This window comes from Pseudarthrobacter sp. BIM B-2242 (genome assembly GCF_014764445.1).
Lineage (GTDB): Bacteria > Actinomycetota > Actinomycetes > Actinomycetales > Micrococcaceae > Arthrobacter > Arthrobacter luteus_A.
Genome location: NZ_CP061721.1, coordinates 3,145,236 through 3,161,556 on the forward strand (window position 1 = coordinate 3,145,236; position 16,321 = coordinate 3,161,556).

Consider the following 16,321-nt stretch of genomic DNA (forward strand, 5'->3'; position numbering starts at 1 on the left):
TGTGCCACCGGTCCAGTCCACGGCTCCCGTAAGTAGTCGAGTCATTGCATTTCCCCTGTCTCGTGCAAGATGTTGTCATTGGCCGTGGGGCGAGACGTCCAGTCCCAGGGCTAAGCCGTGTCTGCGTCCATGCATCTTGCGCAGGACCTCCGCAAGCGAGGGCACCATTGCCGCGTTGCGAAAAAATTATGGGCGGGGTGGCGTCTCCGCTTCCGACAGCGGGCACCGGAACATGACCTAAAGCAATCTCGTCTACCGCCCTTGGCATTGCCGTAAAGCAGTCGACAGCTTCGAGGAATGTCATCACGAATCTCCGCATAGTTAAGCCTTCCAGGAGCCGCTGCATAGCTCACCGATGTGTCCAAACTACGAGTCGTCCCTAAGGCCATACACGAGTAGCCGGTACTCTAATAGTTTCTTTGGGGTACTTACTCAAAGAGCCTCGCGGCTGCAGTTCATTAGGGAGTTACCCGCTGGAAGAGCGGGTGCATTAGGTATCCGTGCCCCTTTCGGCGCAAAGTCGTTAGGTAGTTCCCCTAGCTGGAATGTCCGGACAACAAAAAAGCAGCACCCCCGTTGCTGGGGGATGCTGCTTCTTGTTGCTGTTTATTGCAGGCCCACTTACTACAGGCCAGCCTGCTTCCGTCAGGCGTTAGCCTTGATGGCCGCAGCCAGGACGTCCAAACCGTCGTTCAGCAGCTCATCCGTGATAACCAGCGGCGGCAGGAGCCGGATGACGTTTCCGTAAGTGCCACAGGTGAGGATGATGACGCCGTCCTTGAGGCACGCAGCCGCCACATTCCTGGTCAATTCCGGATTCGGCTCCTTGGAGCCGGCCTGGACCAGCTCGATGGCCAGCATGGCGCCGCGGCCGCGGATATCGCCGATGACGGCGCTTCCCGAAGCGGCGAGCCGTGCCTGCAGCTCGCGCAGGCGGCCCGTGGCCAGCTCCTCGATGTGGCGGGCCCGGCCGGCGAGGTTGTATTCCTCCATGGATCCGATGGCCGCGAGGGCGGCGGCGCACGCCACCGGGTTTCCGCCGTAGGTGCCGCCCAGTCCGCCCGCGTGGACGGCGTCGAGCAGGTCGGCGCGGCCGGTGATGGCGGACAGCGGCATGCCGCCGGCGATTCCCTTGGCCATGGTGATGATGTCCGGGACGACGCCTTCGTGGTCAACGGCGAACCATTCGCCGGTGCGGCAGAATCCGGACTGGACCTCATCGGCGATGAAGACGATGCCCTTGTCCTTGGCCCAGGCGGCCAGTTCCGGCAGGAAGCCTTCGGCCGGGACGATGAAGCCGCCCTCTCCCTGGATCGGTTCGATGATAATGGCGGCCACCAGGTCCCCGCCGATCTGCTTTTCGATCATGGTGATGGCGCGCCGGGCAGCCTCGGCCCCGGTGATCTCCGGGTTTTCCTCGCGGTACGGGTAGCTCATCGGCAGGCGGTAGACCTCCGGGGCGAACGGGCCGAAGCTGCCTGCCGGGCCTGACTTGTACGGCATGGCCTTGGCGGTAAGTGCCATGGTGAGGTTGGTGCGGCCGTGGTAGGCATGGTCAAAGGCGACGACGGCGTCGCGCCCCGTGGCCAGTCGGGCCACCTTGACGGCGTTCTCCACTGCCTCGGCGCCGGAGTTGAACAGCACCGTCCGTTTCTCGTGGTCGCCGGGAGTGAGCCGGTTGAGCTGCTCCGCGAGGGCCACATAACTCTCATACGGGGTGACCATAAAGCAGGTGTGCGTGAAGTGCTCCACGGCTTCCTTCACGGCACCGACGACGGCGGGATCGGACGCGCCGACGCTGGTCACCGCGATGCCCGAGCCGAGGTCGATGAACGAGTTGCCGTCTACGTCGTGGATGATCCCGCCGTCGGCATCCGCCACGTACACGGGGACGCTTGAGGCGACGCCGGCGGCGACCACGGCCTTGCGGCGTTCGGTCAGGGCGATGGACTTAGGGCCCGGGAAGTCGGCCTGGACACGGCGCTTCTGCTCCAGGCGGAAGGTGATGTCGTTTGTGGTGGCAGTCATGGTGGTTCTTTCTCTAAGTTAAGGTGCCGGTGGCGGCCGGAGGAACGTGGCTAGGCGTCGAGCGCGGACATAACGTGCTTGATGCGTGTGTAATCCTCCACGCCGTACATGGACAAATCCTTGCCGTAGCCCGACTGCTTGAAGCCGCCGTGCGGCATTTCGGCCGTCAGCAGGATGTGCGTGTTGATCCAGACCGCGCCGAAGTCCAGGTCGCGGCTCATCCGCATGGCCGTGCCGTGGTCGGATGTCCAGACGCTGGATGCGAGGGCGTAGTCGACGTCGTTCGCCAGCTCCAGGGCCTCCGCTTCGGTGCTGAACTTCTGCACCGTGATGACCGGGCCGAAGGTTTCCTTCTGGACGATGTCGTCTGTCTGCTTGGCGCCGGTGACGATGGTGGGCTCGAAGAAGTAGCCCTTCTCCCCCGCCCGGTGGCCGCCGGTGACAATCCTGCAGTTGTCCGGGAGGTGCTCCACCACGGACGTCACGGCATTGAAGTGGTTCACGTTGTTCAGCGGGCCGAAGTAGTTGTCTTCATCGTTCTGCGAGCCGGTGTGCAGGGTCTTGGTGTGCTCCACCATGGCTGCCACAACGTCGTCGTGCACGGAGTCCTCCACGAGGACCCGCGTGATGGCGGTGCAGTCCTGGCCGGCGTTGAAGAACGCGAATTCGGCAATGGCCGCGGCGCTCTTCTTGATGTCGGCGTCCTTGAACACGATGGCCGGTGCCTTGCCGCCGAGCTCCAGGTGGGCCCGTTTGAGGCCCTTCGCGGCGCCGGAGGCCACAGCGATGCCCGCGCGGACGGAGCCGGTGATGGAGACCAGGCCGGGGACCTTGTGATCCACCATCAGGGCGCCGGTTTCGCCGGTTCCCAGCACAACGTTCAGCACACCGGCGGGCAGGATCTCACCGGCCAGGCGGGCAAGCACCAAGGTTGATTCCGGCGTCGTGTCCGAGGGCTTGAGGACCACGGCGTTGCCGGCGGCGAGCGCGGGGCCGATCTTCCAGATGGCCATGAGGAACGGGTAGTTCCACGGCGCCACCTGGGCAACCACGCCGATGGGTTCGCGGCGCACGTAGGACGTGTGGCCCTCAAAGTACTCGCCGGCGGACTTGCCTTCCAGGATCCGGGCAGCGCCGGCGAAGAAGCGGAGCTGGTCGGCGCCGGCGGCAACTTCCTCGGAGGCGATGAGCGAACGCACCTGGCCGGTGTTGCGGTGCTGGGCCTCCACAAGTTCGTCGCTGTTGGCCTCGACGGCGTCTGCGAGCTTCAGGAGCATCAGCTGGCGCTGGCCGGGGGTGGCGTGCTTCCAGGTCTTGAAGGCATCCTTCGCGGCGGCCATGGCGGCGTCAACATCTGCCTGCACTGACACGGGCGATTTCGCCACCACCTCGCCGTTGGTGGGATTGACGATGTCCAGCAGGCCTGTGCCGGCCGGGGTGACAAACTCACCGTTGATGAAGTTTTGCAAGGTCTGGACCACGATGTACAACCTCTTTCAGGGGGAAACAGCACCGTCGGTGCGGTGGGCGACTGCTCTGAGCCTATGCTGCCCCCCGCACCGAGGGAATAGCCACCTGCACACCGTTCCTCGACCTCTTTAGTGCGGTCGCCCAACCTTGCCTATCCTAGGAGTATGGCCATTTCCCTCGCGATGCTCCTCGGCGTTCAGTCCCTCCACCTGTCCAAGGCCGGGCTGGCCGAAACGACATGGCACCATGACATTAACTGGGTGGCCGTCACGGAGCTGGAAGACCCGCAGCGCTTCCTCAACGGCGGCGAACTGGTGCTGACCACCGGGATACGCCTGCGGTCCGCGCCGGAGCAGCGGAGGTTCGTCCGGCAGGTCCAGCGCGCGGGTGCCGTGGGGATCGGGTTCGGCACCGGGCTTACGCACGACGATGTTCCGCCGGCCCTGGTTGCAGAGGCCAACCGGTGGGGGCTTCCGGTGGTCCGGGTACCTTACGAGACGCCCTTTATTGCCATCGGAAAGCTGGTGGCCGATGCGCAATCCGCAGACCACGTCGCCAAGCTGGAGCGGCTGATTGCGGGCCACCAGATCCTGGCCAGGGCACTCCTCACCGGCGGCGGTCTGGGCCAGCTCCTGAAGCACCTCGGCGGCATGCTGCGCACCGACATTGCCCTCACGCAGTTCACCGCCCCGCTGTACAACAGCAGCATCGAACTTCCTACCGCGGACACGTGGGCGTCCTACCCGATTCCCACAGGCCGCCGCGACGCATGCACCCTGTGGGTCCGCCAGCCCTTCGAGGATTCCGGCATCATCGGCTATGCCCAGAACCTGATCAGCGTGGAGCTGAACAACATGGTGAAACAACGCCAGGCCCAGCGGGCCTTGTGCGGCCAGGTCCTGGAGGACGTCATCCACGGCGCCCTGGAGACCAGCGAGGCCCAGCGCCGGCTGGCCGGTGTCGGTCTGAACAGCACGCGCCGGAACGTGGTGCTGCTGGCAGTATCCGCCGCCCATCACAAGGCACTGGTGAGCACCTCGGTACCGCAGGTTCTGGAGGACGCGGTGGCCGCCGTCGTCGGGCAGGACCTGGTAGTGGTGGTGCACGACGACGGCGGCGCGGCACCTGCGCTGGCGCGGCAACTCAGCGATCACCTTGCGGAGGCGGGGATCCATGCGACCATCGGCATCGGCGGCGCGTACACAAAGCCGAACGGCCTGCGCTGGAGCTACTTCGAGGCGCGGGACGCCGCCAGCCACGGCCTGCCGGTGAACGAGCCGGAACGCCTCAGCCTGACGTCCCTGCTGCTGGCAAGCGAAGACGTGCCCCTCGCGGACATGGCCAATGAATCCCTCAGCCCGCTGCGCGCCTTTGATGCGGCCCACGGCTCCGAACTGATGACCACGCTGGAAAGCTACCTGACCAACAACGGTTCAGTGGCCGCCGTCGCCGAAGCCCTGACCCTGCACCGGAACACCGTGCGCTACCGCCTGGCGCAGATCACTGAACTGACCGGCTATGACCCCGCGGTCACGGCCGACAGGGTTCAGCTGTGGCTCGCGCTGGCGGTTGCGCGGCTCGGCGCGCGGCAAGGCAAGTAATCCACCCCTGCTCTCACAGCAACGCGGGGTCACTCCGCGTCTAATAGAGGGCCTCCGAGGGACGCTAAATGACCCCGCGTTGGAGTACCGTGCGGGACTTCTTGCGCGCCTTCCAGTACGCGGCCTCCGCCTCGGCCGCCAGCTGGACCTGCCGGGTCTCAAGCGTGACGAAGGCCGACGCCACCTCTTGGTTCAGGTCCGGCGCTGCCGCCAGCCTGGCCAGAACACCGCGGGCCACCACACTGTCCTGAAAATCGCCGAGGATCTTCTGCTGGCGGTGCGCGGCCTTGACGATCTTCCTGGCGCGTTTGCCGTGCACGGGGCCCACGGACTCCGCGACGTGGCGCAACCGCTTGGCATCCTTGCGGACCTGGTGAAGGGCGGTCTCGTGCTGGGTTCCGCGGCGGGCCCGCTTGGCTGTCCGGGCCGCCCGCTGCAGCCGCTTGGCCGCTTTCCCCACCAGTTTGCCGGCTGCCTTGCGGGCCGTGGCCTGCCCGGCCGGCCGTGTTGGCGGATGGTCGCGGAACGCCTCGAGGTCATCCAGGAGCCGGAAATACCGTTCGGAAAGCAGCGTCTTTTGGAGCTTCCGGTAGGCCGTGTCCAAAGTATTGCCGAGTTCCTCTTCCAGCCGGTCCGCCGCGGCTTTGGACGCCGGGCCCGGGGGCAGCTCCGCGGCCTGCCCGCGCAACCGGTCCAGCATCACTTCGGCGTCACGCGGTGCCCCCAGCATCCCGCCGAGCCACTTGAGCTCGTCCCGGAGCCGCCGCACTGTGGCTGCGCTGTACAGCCGCCGGTAGGCCGCGAGCGCCGAGCGGGCCCGGCGCGTGGCCGAGCGCAGGTCATGAACCGTTTCGGGCTGCTCCAGCCGCACCCCCGGATCATTGGCCAGGATTTCGCTGATCTGCGCATCCAGGTAGGCAATGAGCAGATCCGAGACCGGCCCTTTCTTGCGGGGCGGTTCGGGCGCCGGGCGGCGGCCTCCGGTGCCGGCGCCTCCGGGGCCGGCGCTTTCGGTGCCGGCCGCCGCGTCCTCGCTGCCCTGCAGGGCCTTTGCCAGCTTTGACGCGTGTCCTGCCGGCCGGGCCCCTGCGGAGGCAAGGACCTCCCCGGCCGCCGGGAACAGGTCCGGGCTGCCATGGACAAGTTCCAGTTCCCATTCCCGCCATTGCTGCGTGCGGGCCCCCTCGTCGGCCGGCACCGTGCCGCCAAGGACATGGGCCGTGACGCGGTCGTCGGCGAGATCCGCCAGGTGGACACCGTCGTCGGCGTAAAGCGCGTACGTGGTCCGCCGCGTTTCCAAGCGGACAGCCGGCACCGGTTCATCGCCGCGGAGGTACACCAGCACATGAGCCAGCAGGCTGTCGGGCACGACGTCGGGCTGGCCCAGCGGGGCGTGCAGCTCACGGCGCCGCTGAGGTGCTGAAGCCGGCTCCGCCTCGTGTGAAACCTCCGGCGGCAACTTCAGGTGCCAGCCGGCATCAGCGCCGCCGGTGCGGCGGCGAAGGGTGATGCCGCGGGCGGCGAGCGCGTGGCGCTCCGTATCGAAGTACACCGCCTGCAGCGCATCCACACGGGGTTCCCCTACGCGCGCCACCCCGGGAAGCCCGGCGAGATCGGGCACCTCCGCCTCCCCGCCGACGTCGTACTTCTTTTCGACCTCAACGTTCTCGGAAGCCATAACCATCCCGTCCCTCCACTTCGATAGCCCTAGCGGCCCGCTGGCCCGAGTCTATGCCCGCCAGCTGAACAGCCGGGAGATTTTTGCCACACAACCCTAGACATCAAACGTCTAACGTCTAACCTGAAGAGATGACTGCCGCCGCAACCGCTCCGCCCGCGCCGCCCGCCGTACCGCCCAAGCAACGTACGGTCGTTGTCTTCGGCGTTGTGGCGTTGGTGCTTATCGGGCTGAACCTGCGGACCGGTATCTCCGGCGCGTCCGCACTCCTGCACGATCTGCAGCAGGTCCTGGGCTACGGGCCGCTGGTCGCAGCGATCATCCCGTCCATCCCCACCCTCTGTTTCGCGGTGGCAGGGGCCGGGACGTCCTGGCTGACCGGACGCCTGGGAGTTGAGAAGGCCATCCTGCTGGCGCTGGCATTTTTGGCCGGCGGGTTGCTGCTGCGCGGAATACCCGCTACCGGCATGCTGCTGGCGGGCACGGTGGTGGGGATGTCCGGGCTGGCGGTCTGCAACGTCGCCATGCCGTCATTCATCCGCGAGCATTTTGCGCACCGCACCTCGGTGATGACCGCACTGTATACCGTCACCATGACCACGGGCGCCACTGTGGCCGCCGTGACGGTGGTTCCCTTGTCCCAGGCGCTGGGCTCCCCTTCCTCCGCCGTGGGTGCGCTCGGTTTCCTGGCGGTGGCAGCGTTCCTGGGCTTCCTGCCCATGGTCCTGCATACGCACCGCAACCGCGCCCTTAACACGACGCCGCACATCTCACCATGGCCTCTGCTGCGCACCCGAAAGGGCCTGCTCCTCACCGCCATTTTCACCTTGCAGGCACTGATTGCCTATGCGCTGATCAGCTGGTTCCCGTCGATGCTGACCAGCATGGGCCTCAACGCGGCGGACAGTGGCCTGCTGTTCGGGCTGCTGCAGCTGGTGTCGGTACCGGCAGGCATGCTGATCCTCGCCATCGGCTCAAGGCCCCGGATGCTCCGGCCCGCACTGTATCTGGTCAGCATCATTATGGTCTCCGGCCTGGTTTCGCTCCTGGTCATGCCCGTGCACCTGGCCGTCATCCCCGCGGTCCTGCTTGGCTTCGGCCTGGGCATCTTCCCGCTCGTGATGGTACTGATCAGCCGAAGCGGGACCAGCACCGCCGAGACCACCGCCCTGTCCACGCTGGCGCAGTCCACCGGTTACCTTTTGGCGACAGCGGGACCGTTCGGCACGGGGCTCCTGTACGGAATGACCGGCAGCTGGACCTTGCCCGTAGCACTGCTTCTGGGGCTTGCAGTGGTCCAGGTTGCAGTGGCCCACCTGATCTCGCGCAGTCCCATCGGGACGCGGAAGAAGTAGGACGACATGACCCTGAGCACCTCACACCGCCAGCCCCTCGCCGAAGAAGTCACCGCCAAACTCCGCCAGATGATCCATACCGGCGAATGGCAGCTGCAGCAGCGGATCCCCTCCGAGACTGAACTAATGCAGGCCCTGGGAGTTTCCCGCGGAACCCTCCGCGAGGCCGTCAAGGCCCTGGCCCACAGCGGGATGCTGGAAGTCCGCCGCGGTGACGGCACCTATGTCCGCGCCACCAGCGAAATTTCCGGCGCCGCCCGCCGGATGTACCAGGACCACACGGATGAACACATCCTCGAGGTCAGGCTCGGCCTCGACACACAGGCCGCCCGGCTTGCCGCCCGGAATGCAACGCCCGACGACGTCGCCGCCCTGCGTGCCGTCCTCGCCGCCCGGGAGGTGGCCTGGAACGCTGCCGACATCGAGGGCTGGGCCCGGGCGGACTGGGCCTTCCACGCCCGCGTGGCCCAGGCAACCGGGAACCCGCTGCTGCATGAGCTCTACGTCAGTTTCGGCGACGTCTTCCACCAGGACCTGCTGAGGCAGCAGCGCAAGGGCCGCCTGGACGGCCTCACCCACGAGGGCCACGGGGCCGTGGTGGATGCCATCGAAGCCCACGACGCCGAAGCCGCCGTGGCCAGCGTCAACCAGAACCTCAACTCCTGCGCCGAGTGGCTGCGGGCGTAGGGCTGCCTACGCCAGGTCGCGTCCGGTAGCGCGGCGGCTTCGCGGCGGGCCAATCCAGTCAGTAGGCTTACTTTCTGAAAGGTACTGAGCCCGGAATGCCCCGACGCTCCTGTTACCCGCCGATCGAGGAGTACACATGGCGAAAGCAACCGATCTATCCGGCCAGGAGCAGTTTCCAAAGCGGCCATCCACTGCAGCCGGACCTTTGACGGCAGAAGGTTCACCGGCCGCTTCCACCAGCGCGGCCGCGCCGCGGAAGGCCCCGCGGAGGGCGCCGGCTGAGCTCTGGGCCGACGGCCTGGGCAGGGTGGGCATCCGCTCGGCCCAGATCCTGCTGCTCCTGACGGTGGCCGTCGTCTCCGTGTACGCCCTGATGCAGATCAAGCTCCTGGTCATCCCGATCCTGATCGCGCTGATCCTGGCCGCGGCCATCGGTCCGTTTGTGAACATGCTGCGCCGGCGCGGGCTGCCTGGCGCCGCAGCCACGGGGGTGGCGTTTGTGGCCCTTCTGCTCCTGCTGGCAGGAGTTGGCACCGTCATTTACTTCTCCGTCCGGAGCCAGTGGGCTGAACTGGCGCAGCAGGCATCCTCCGGCCTGGACGAACTGGAGCAGTTCCTGCTCAACGGACCCGTTCCGATCGAGAAGGAGCAGCTGGACCAGGCGCGGGAAGGCCTCATCCAGTTCGCCACCAGCAGCCAGGTCCGTTCGGGTGCCATCACCGGGCTCTCCGTGGTGACCGAGTTCCTGGCCGGGAGCATCCTGATGGTGGTCATCCTGTTCTTTTTCCTCAAGGACGGCGCCAAGATCTGGACCTTCTTCCTGCGGCCGTTCTCGGGGGAACGCGAAGCGAAGCTCCGCCGGTCCGGCAAGCGCACCCTGGAGGTCCTGGGCGGCTACGTCCGGGGCACCGCCATCGTGGCACTCGTGGACGCCGTGGCCATCGGCGCAGCGCTCCTGATCCTCCAGGTGCCGCTGGCATTCCCGCTTGCCATCATCATCTTCATGACCGCGTTCATCCCGCTCGTTGGAGCCACCGTGGCCGGCATCCTTGCCGCCCTTGTCGCCCTTGTGGCCAACGGTCCAGTGGTTGCACTGATTGTGGTGGCCGTGGTCATCGCCGTCAACCAGCTCGAGGGCGACCTGCTGCAGCCCATCGTCATGGGTAATGCCCTGAAGCTCCACGCTTTGGTGATCCTGATGGCGCTGACCGCCGGCACCATCCTGGCCGGCATCGTGGGCGCCGTGCTGGCTGTCCCGCTGGCGGCAGTCATCTGGGCGGTCATCCAGGTGTGGACGGCCGAGGACCCCAACCTCCAGGACATGAACCCCGACCTCCCGCCACCTGACACCCAGCCCGTCTGAGGATTTGTCCGACTTTCGACGCGGACCTTCAATAAGTGACCCACGGTTCGGTTGTAGCGCACGACGGCGGTCCGGCAACCACGTGCCGGACCGCCGTCGTTCGTTAACTGCTTGGGATTGTGACCCTAGGAGCGGAGCCCTGCGAACACATTCTTGGGACGCTGCATTTCGCCGTGCTTCGCACCGAGGATGACCACCGCGCCGGCAAAGGCGGGGATGGCCCACTGCAGCAGCTTTAACTGCTGCTGGGCTGCTTTCAGCTCATCGGACGCGCCCGGCCTGGGCTCGGTGGCACCTTCGCCGCCCTGGTCCGCGAGCTTGTCCACCTTCTTGCCGAGGATGCCGGCGTACAGGGTCACGGCGGCGCCGGCCACCGTCACCGCCGTCTTGATGGCCGTATCCCGGGCCACGCCGTCCTGCTTAGCGATGCGCTCCTTGTTTTCCCAGGCGATGGCGAGGTCCGCGAGCAGATGTGAAGCGAAGGCTGCCGTCTGGACGGGTGCCCACTTCATCCAGCCCGCACTCGAGAGCCGGGTACGTTCTGCCGGGTCTTTTGCCTCGGCCGCCGCCCCGTTCAGCCCGATGGCACCCATCAGCGAACCGCCGAACCAGGCCGCGGCCGTCAGGTCGTGAATGGAGCGGGCAACAAGATTTCCTGCCATGATGTGTTTCCTCACGTTTGGTTCCAATGCCGCTGGTGCCGTTTTCTTACTGGCCACCGCGAAGGTCTTAGTCACGCTATCGTAAGCACACTTACTAATGTTACGGAACCCCGCCTTCAGCAGGCTGGATACCGCGTAATATCGTCGGCATGGAAACAGGGACTTTGTTCGGCTGGGCATTCGGGGACCCAGCCCGCGAAAATGACGGCTCATATATTTCAAACCTGGAGAAGGAAGCATTCGAAAACGCCAGCCAGACCGCCAAGGCAAGGGGTGTCACGGTGGTGGCAGGCTCTGAAGTCTTCACCTCCCTCAGCGCGAACGACAGCCTGGTGGAACTGGACCACGCTCCGGGCAAGCTGGTGGTCCGCTGCACGATTCATGTTGAAGGTCCAGGAGCCGGCAAGCTGCACGCAGAGGGGCCCATGAACGGCTAGGCCATGGCAGACGGCGAATCGGGCATCAGCGAGGCGGCAGACGCCGTGGAGGAAGCGTCGGATACCAAGGCGCTGGACATTGTGGCGCGCACCGGGTTTGCCGTAATGGCCTTGCTCCACATCATTGTGGGTGCCATCGCCATCGCCATCGCCTTCGGGCAGCCGGGACAGGCTGAAGCCACCGGCGCCATCGAGCAAATGGCCGCGAACATCTGGGGGCCTGCAGTGCTCTGGACGTGCGTGGTGGCGTGCACCGGCCTGGCGTTATGGCAACTGAGCGAAGCCACGCTCCGGGCCCGGCACCTGCCCCGTAAGCAGCAACTCGGCAAGCTGGTCTCCTCCGGGTTCCTGGCCATCGCGTACGGCAGTGTGGGCTTAAGCTTTGCCGGGTTCGCCGTTGGCCTGCGCGGGGATTCCGGGGACACCACCCGGGATTTCAGCACCGCCCTCCTGAACACGCCTGTCGGGCTGCCCGTGCTGATAGCCCTGGGCCTGACCATCATGGGCGTGGGGATCTACTTTGTGGTGAAGGGAGTGCGGCGCGGTTTCAAGGAAGAGCTCTTCCATTTCGACGGGACCCGCCGCGGCAAGCTCATCGACTCCCTGGGCGTCACCGGGCACGCGGCCAAAGGCATCGCGTTGAACCTCGCAGGGCTGCTCTTTGTCATCGCTGCTGCGAAGCGCAGCCCCGAAGAATCCACCGGCCTGGACGGCAGCCTGAAGGCCCTCCGCGACCACCCGTTTGGCCCGTATCTTTTGGTAGCGATCGGCGCCGGCTTCATCTGTTACGGCGTGTTCGCGCTGGTCCGTGCCCGGTTTGGCCGAATGTAGCCCGACGCCGGGAGCCATCTGTGAGCGAGATGCTTTACCCAATGGAAGGAACGCACAATGTCCACCGTTTCCCGCGTATTCAATTCCCCGGCCGAGGATGTCTGGAAGGTGATCGCCAACGGATGGCTGTACTCGGGCTGGGTGGTGGGGGCCTCCCGGATCCGCGCGGTTGATGCGCACTGGCCCGAAGCCGGCTCCCGGCTCCACCACTCCGTGGGCGCCTGGCCGCTGGTGATCGACGACAGCTCCCGGGTGACCGCCGTCGAGCCCGGACGCTCACTGGAACTGGTGGCACGCGGCTGGCCGCTGGGCGAAGCCAAGGTGCTGATCACCCTGGAGGATATGGGCACACAATGCCGGGTCACCATTGCCGAGGACGCCATCCGGGGACCCGGCAAGCTGGTTCCCAAGGCGGTGCGCGACCCCCTGATCGACGTGCGCAACAAGGAAACGCTCAAGCGGCTGGAGCTGATGGCCGCTGGCGGCGCCGGGAGTTAAAGGCAGGAGCGCGGGACCACCAAGGTGGTCCGGCGCTCCTAACTATGTCCTAGACCGCGGCGGTGACGCCGTCGCGGGAGATGGCAACCATGTCCTCGCGCGGCACCACCTTGATGCGCTCACGCTTGACCTCAACACCGTGGGATCCGCCGGCCTCGGTGGCCGCGGCGCCCAGCGCCAGTTCGTGGGCGTCCAGGGCCAGCCAGCCTTCCCAGCTGGTGAACTTCACGCCGCGGGCATCAAGGAGTTCGACGACGGCGTCCTCCGCGGGAACGGCGGCAACCGGCAGGTTTTCGCGGTCTTCGAGCAAGTACGTGACGGTCTCGAGCGCGTCGCCCTTGGTGTGGCCGATGAGGCCGACGGGGCCGCGCTTGATCCAGCCGGTGGCGTAGATGCCCGGCACGTGGGTGCCGGCGGCATCCAGGACGCGGCCGCCGTCGTTCGGTACGACGCCCTTCTTGTGGTCGAATTCGATCTCCGGCAGCGCCGAACCGAAGTAGCCGATGGCGCGGTACACGGCCTGCACAGGGTAGTCCACGAACTCGCCGGTGCCGCGGGCGTTGCCCGTGCCGTCCAGCTCGGTGCGCTCGAACTTCATCCCGGCAACCTTGCCCGGCGTCTCGGCGTCGTCGTAGATCTCCACCGGGCTGTGCAGGAAGTGCAGGTGCAGGCGGCGGGAGGCGGTGAGCTCGGAGAGGTCCTCGGGCTGTTCGGCGATCCAGTTGGTGAGGGTGCCCACCATGGTCTTGGTCTGGTTGTTGCTCTGGATCTGGCGGTCCGATTCCTCATCGAACTCGAAGTCCTCGGCGTAGAGGATGATGTCCACGTCCTTGGAGTGGGACAGCTCGCGAAGCTCCAGCGGCGTGAACTTCACCTGCGCGGGGCCGCGGCGGCCGAAGACGTGGACGTCTGTGACGGGTGAGTTCTTCAGGCCGGCGTAGACGTTGTCCGGGATTTCGGAGACCAGCAGGTCGTCGGCGTGCTTGGAGAGGACACGGGCCACGTCCAGGGCCACGTTGCCGTTGCCGATCACAGCGATTTCCTTCGCGTCCAGCGGCCATTCGCGGGAGACGTCCGGGTGGCCGTCGTACCAGGAGACGAAGTCCGCGCCGCCGTAGGAGCCGTCCAACTCGATGCCCGGGATGTTCAGGTCCGCGTCCTTGATGGCGCCGGTGGCGAAGATGACGGCGTCGTAATGGGTGCGAAGGTCCTCGATGGAGATGTCCGTGCCGTAGTCCACGTTGCCGAAGAAGCGGATGTCGCCGCGGTCCAGGACCTTGTGCAGGGCGTTTACGATGCCCTTGATGCGCGGGTGGTCCGGTGCCACGCCGTAGCGGATCAGGCCGTAGGGTGCCGGGTAGCGGTCAAAGAGGTCGATGCTCACGGTCAGCTCACCGCTCTTGACGGCTTCGCTCTTGGTGAGGATGTCCGCGGCGTAGACGCCGGCCGGGCCGGAGCCCACAACGGCAACGCGCAGCGGACGCTCGGCAGATCCTACGGAGGTGCTTGATGACACGGCTGTGTTCCTTTTCTTCGTTCCATCCCAACTAGGTAGCACTATCTGTCGTTTTGAGGGCTCATAACGACAGATAGCGCTACCTAGTTGGGTTGGTGGCTAGGTGGTGAGGACGCGGGTGGTGCTTTGGTTTGTGCGGGGACTGGGGGTGGTACGGGGCTTGTTCGGGGTGGTGGTGCTGTAATCGGCGGTCTTGAAGTGCGACGGCGCGAACGGGCTGACGCGGACAACGTCGCCGATCACAATCACGGCGGGATTCGCGACGCCGGTGGCTTCCGCCTGGTCAGCGATGGAACCGAGCGTGCCGATGGTCACGCGCTGATTCGGCAAATAGCCGTTTTCAACAATACCAACCGGCGTGTCCCGGGGCAGACCGGCTTTGCCCAGGGCGGACGCGGAATCGCGCAGCGCGGCAACGCCCATCAACAGAACGATCGTGTGGTCCGGGCGGGCAGGAACCTCAGACAGTTCCTCGTGGCCGGTCACCACGCTGAATCCCTTGGCCAGGCCGCGGTGCGTGACGGGGATGCCTGCGGCGGCCGGGACGGAGATCGCGGACGTGACGCCGGAGACCACTTCGACCTCGACGCCGTGCTGCCGGCAGTATTCGGCTTCCTCGCCGCCGCGGCCGAGGACATACGGGTCCCCGCCCTTGAGCCGGACAACGCGGTGCCCCTGCAACGCTTCGTCGACGAGGATGCGGTTGATCTCTGCCTGCGGCACGGGGTGGTGGCCGGGGGTCTTGCCCACTTCGATGACGCGGACGTCCGGGGCGAGTTCGTTGAGCAGTTCGCGGGGGCCGAGGCGGTCTGCAACCACGACGTCGGCCTGGCCGAGGAGCCGGCGGCCGCGGACGGTGATGAGGCCGGTGTCGCCGGGTCCGCCGCCCACGAGGGCGACACTTCCACGGTGGGCGCGCTGGCGGCGCAGCGGGAGGTCGCCGGTCTCGAGTGCGGTGGCGACGGCGTTGCGCAGGGCCATGGCGCGGCGGGGGTCTCCCCCGGCGTTGACGGCGATCTGCACGTCATCAACCACGGCGACGGCGGGAGTCCAGGCGGCTGATGCTTCGTGATCAGAGGCGTTAACGCACCAGATCCGCTGCGCTTCGGCGTCTTGTGAAACGCGGGTGTCCACGGCGGAATCGCCGGTCGCAGTCTGGACGAACCAGACGCCGTCGACGTCCTCCGGGCGGTACGGGCGCGGCTCCCAAGTGAGGAGCCCGGCGTCGGCCAGTTCTAAAAGTGCGGGGCAGGCAACGGGAGCCACGACGGTAACCCGGGCACCGGCGTCGAGCAGGCCCTTGGCGCGGCGGGCAGCCACCGGACCGCCGCCAACCACCAGCACCGGGCGGCCGAGCAGCCGCAGCGCGGTGGGGTATATATCCTGAATTGCCATGAATCAACGGTAGGGCCGCGTCACACTGGCCAACAACGGTACGGAAACACCCGGTAACGCTAGGTAATCCTGCGTCACATAGACCGCGCCACCGTCGTGCTCCCACAGCGCCCCAGAACCACCGAGGGGTCACATCAGACGATGGATATTGAGCCTAATCTGACCCCGCGTCGGTGGGAGGCAGGGAGCTGGCATCCAGTGGCGCAGCGGCGAGGAACCGTCCGCGGTCTTCGATGAGGCGCTGCAGATAGCGGCGGAGGATGAGCCTTTCTACGAGGCGGCCTGCCGGACCGAACGGCGCAGTGAACTCCACGCGGTCCGTCATGATGCAGCCGGCGGCAGTGGCTTCGAACTCGTGGACGTGGCGGAAGGCCTTTAACGGCCCTCTCACCTGCTCATCCGTGAAGCTCGCTGGGAAGTTGAGCGCCGTAATGCGGCTGGTCATCCGCAGGGGCACGCCGAAATGCCGGGCCTGCCAGGTCACCTCTTGGCCTTGACCGATGAGGCCTGTCGTGACGCCGGCGACCGCGCGCTCCCCGGCCCGCTGCTGGGACTCGAGGTGGACATCAACACTCCGGGCGAGATCGAACAGGCGTTCACGCGGGAGCGCGGACTCGGTGCGGCACACAAAGCTGACGGTCATGGCGCCAGTCTGCCAGAGTCCCTGCTCGCCGGCGGGCAGCGCAAATGCGTAACTATTGCGGGCAAGCGCCTCTGGGTTCCCCGGATTCTCGGGGTTGTGGCTACAAGGCGAGGCCAAGAATTACGCAAAGTGGTTGCCATGTGCCCGGCAAAGGCCA

The 16,321-nt window shown here is 66.3% G+C and carries 14 protein-coding genes; 7 read left to right on the plus strand and 7 right to left on the minus strand.

The window, feature by feature from the left end; genetic code table 11:
- Positions 1-645: 645 nt before the first annotated feature.
- A complete protein-coding gene (gene gabT / locus IDT60_RS14480) occupies positions 646-2,028 on the minus strand; it encodes a 4-aminobutyrate--2-oxoglutarate transaminase (protein ID WP_191079553.1) in 1,383 nt (460 codons plus the stop codon).
- A gap of 50 nt (positions 2,029-2,078) precedes the next feature.
- Complete coding sequence (locus IDT60_RS14485; RefSeq protein ID WP_191079554.1) at positions 2,079-3,509, minus strand: aminobutyraldehyde dehydrogenase; 1,431 nt, start codon at positions 3,507-3,509, stop codon at positions 2,079-2,081.
- A gap of 153 nt (positions 3,510-3,662) precedes the next feature.
- On the opposite strand from IDT60_RS14485, the gene IDT60_RS14490 reads away from it, so the two are divergent.
- A complete protein-coding gene (locus IDT60_RS14490) occupies positions 3,663-5,099 on the plus strand; it encodes a PucR family transcriptional regulator (RefSeq protein WP_164205673.1) in 1,437 nt (478 codons plus the stop codon).
- A 64-nt stretch (positions 5,100-5,163) separates the two neighbouring features.
- Here IDT60_RS14490 and IDT60_RS14495 read toward each other — a convergent pair whose 3' ends face one another.
- On the minus strand, positions 5,164-6,777 hold the full coding sequence (locus IDT60_RS14495; RefSeq protein ID WP_191079555.1) for a CYTH and CHAD domain-containing protein: 1,614 nt from the start codon (positions 6,775-6,777) through the stop codon (positions 5,164-5,166).
- A 131-nt stretch (positions 6,778-6,908) separates the two neighbouring features.
- Here IDT60_RS14495 and IDT60_RS14500 point away from each other — a divergent pair, with 131 nt between their 5' ends.
- The 3 genes from IDT60_RS14500 (at position 6,909) to IDT60_RS14510 (ending at position 10,182) form a co-directional block, all read left to right on the plus strand.
- Positions 6,909-8,132, plus strand: a complete 1,224-nt coding sequence (locus IDT60_RS14500) for an MFS transporter (protein ID WP_191079556.1) — start codon at positions 6,909-6,911, stop codon at positions 8,130-8,132.
- Between the two features lie 6 nt (positions 8,133-8,138).
- The gene (locus IDT60_RS14505; RefSeq protein ID WP_191079557.1) at positions 8,139-8,819 is read left to right on the plus strand and encodes a FadR/GntR family transcriptional regulator; all 681 of its coding nucleotides are present in this window, start codon (positions 8,139-8,141) and stop codon (positions 8,817-8,819) included.
- Between the two features lie 136 nt (positions 8,820-8,955).
- Positions 8,956-10,182, plus strand: coding sequence for an AI-2E family transporter (locus IDT60_RS14510; protein WP_191079558.1), 1,227 nt, complete (start codon positions 8,956-8,958; stop codon positions 10,180-10,182).
- A gap of 125 nt (positions 10,183-10,307) precedes the next feature.
- Here IDT60_RS14510 and IDT60_RS14515 read toward each other — a convergent pair whose 3' ends face one another.
- Positions 10,308-10,844, minus strand: coding sequence for a hypothetical protein (locus IDT60_RS14515; RefSeq protein WP_191079559.1), 537 nt, complete (start codon positions 10,842-10,844; stop codon positions 10,308-10,310).
- Between the two features lie 149 nt (positions 10,845-10,993).
- On the opposite strand from IDT60_RS14515, the gene IDT60_RS14520 reads away from it, so the two are divergent.
- From IDT60_RS14520 to IDT60_RS14530, 3 genes are read left to right on the plus strand one after another with little or no spacing between them, the layout of a single operon-like run.
- Entirely contained in the window at positions 10,994-11,281 is a 288-nt protein-coding gene (locus IDT60_RS14520; protein ID WP_164205663.1) for a hypothetical protein, read from the plus strand.
- Positions 11,282-11,284: 3 nt separating this feature from the next.
- Positions 11,285-12,112 carry a DUF1206 domain-containing protein gene (locus tag IDT60_RS14525; protein ID WP_191079560.1) on the plus strand — a complete coding sequence of 276 codons (828 nt, stop codon included), beginning with the start codon at positions 11,285-11,287 and terminating at the stop codon, positions 12,110-12,112.
- Between the two features lie 57 nt (positions 12,113-12,169).
- Complete coding sequence (locus tag IDT60_RS14530) at positions 12,170-12,610, plus strand: SRPBCC family protein (RefSeq protein WP_191079561.1); 441 nt, start codon at positions 12,170-12,172, stop codon at positions 12,608-12,610.
- 49 nt (positions 12,611-12,659) lie between these two features.
- Here IDT60_RS14530 and IDT60_RS14535 read toward each other — a convergent pair whose 3' ends face one another.
- The 3 genes from IDT60_RS14535 to IDT60_RS14545 all read right to left on the minus strand — a co-directional run bounded on the left by IDT60_RS14535 (position 12,660) and on the right by IDT60_RS14545 (position 16,164).
- The gene (locus tag IDT60_RS14535) at positions 12,660-14,126 is read right to left on the minus strand and encodes an FAD-dependent oxidoreductase (RefSeq protein WP_191079562.1); all 1,467 of its coding nucleotides are present in this window, start codon (positions 14,124-14,126) and stop codon (positions 12,660-12,662) included.
- A 99-nt stretch (positions 14,127-14,225) separates the two neighbouring features.
- Entirely contained in the window at positions 14,226-15,521 is a 1,296-nt protein-coding gene (gene cobA, locus IDT60_RS14540) for a uroporphyrinogen-III C-methyltransferase (RefSeq protein WP_191079563.1), read from the minus strand.
- A 154-nt stretch (positions 15,522-15,675) separates the two neighbouring features.
- On the minus strand, positions 15,676-16,164 hold the full coding sequence (locus tag IDT60_RS14545; RefSeq protein ID WP_191079564.1) for an SRPBCC family protein: 489 nt from the start codon (positions 16,162-16,164) through the stop codon (positions 15,676-15,678).
- Positions 16,165-16,321 lie beyond the last annotated feature (157 nt).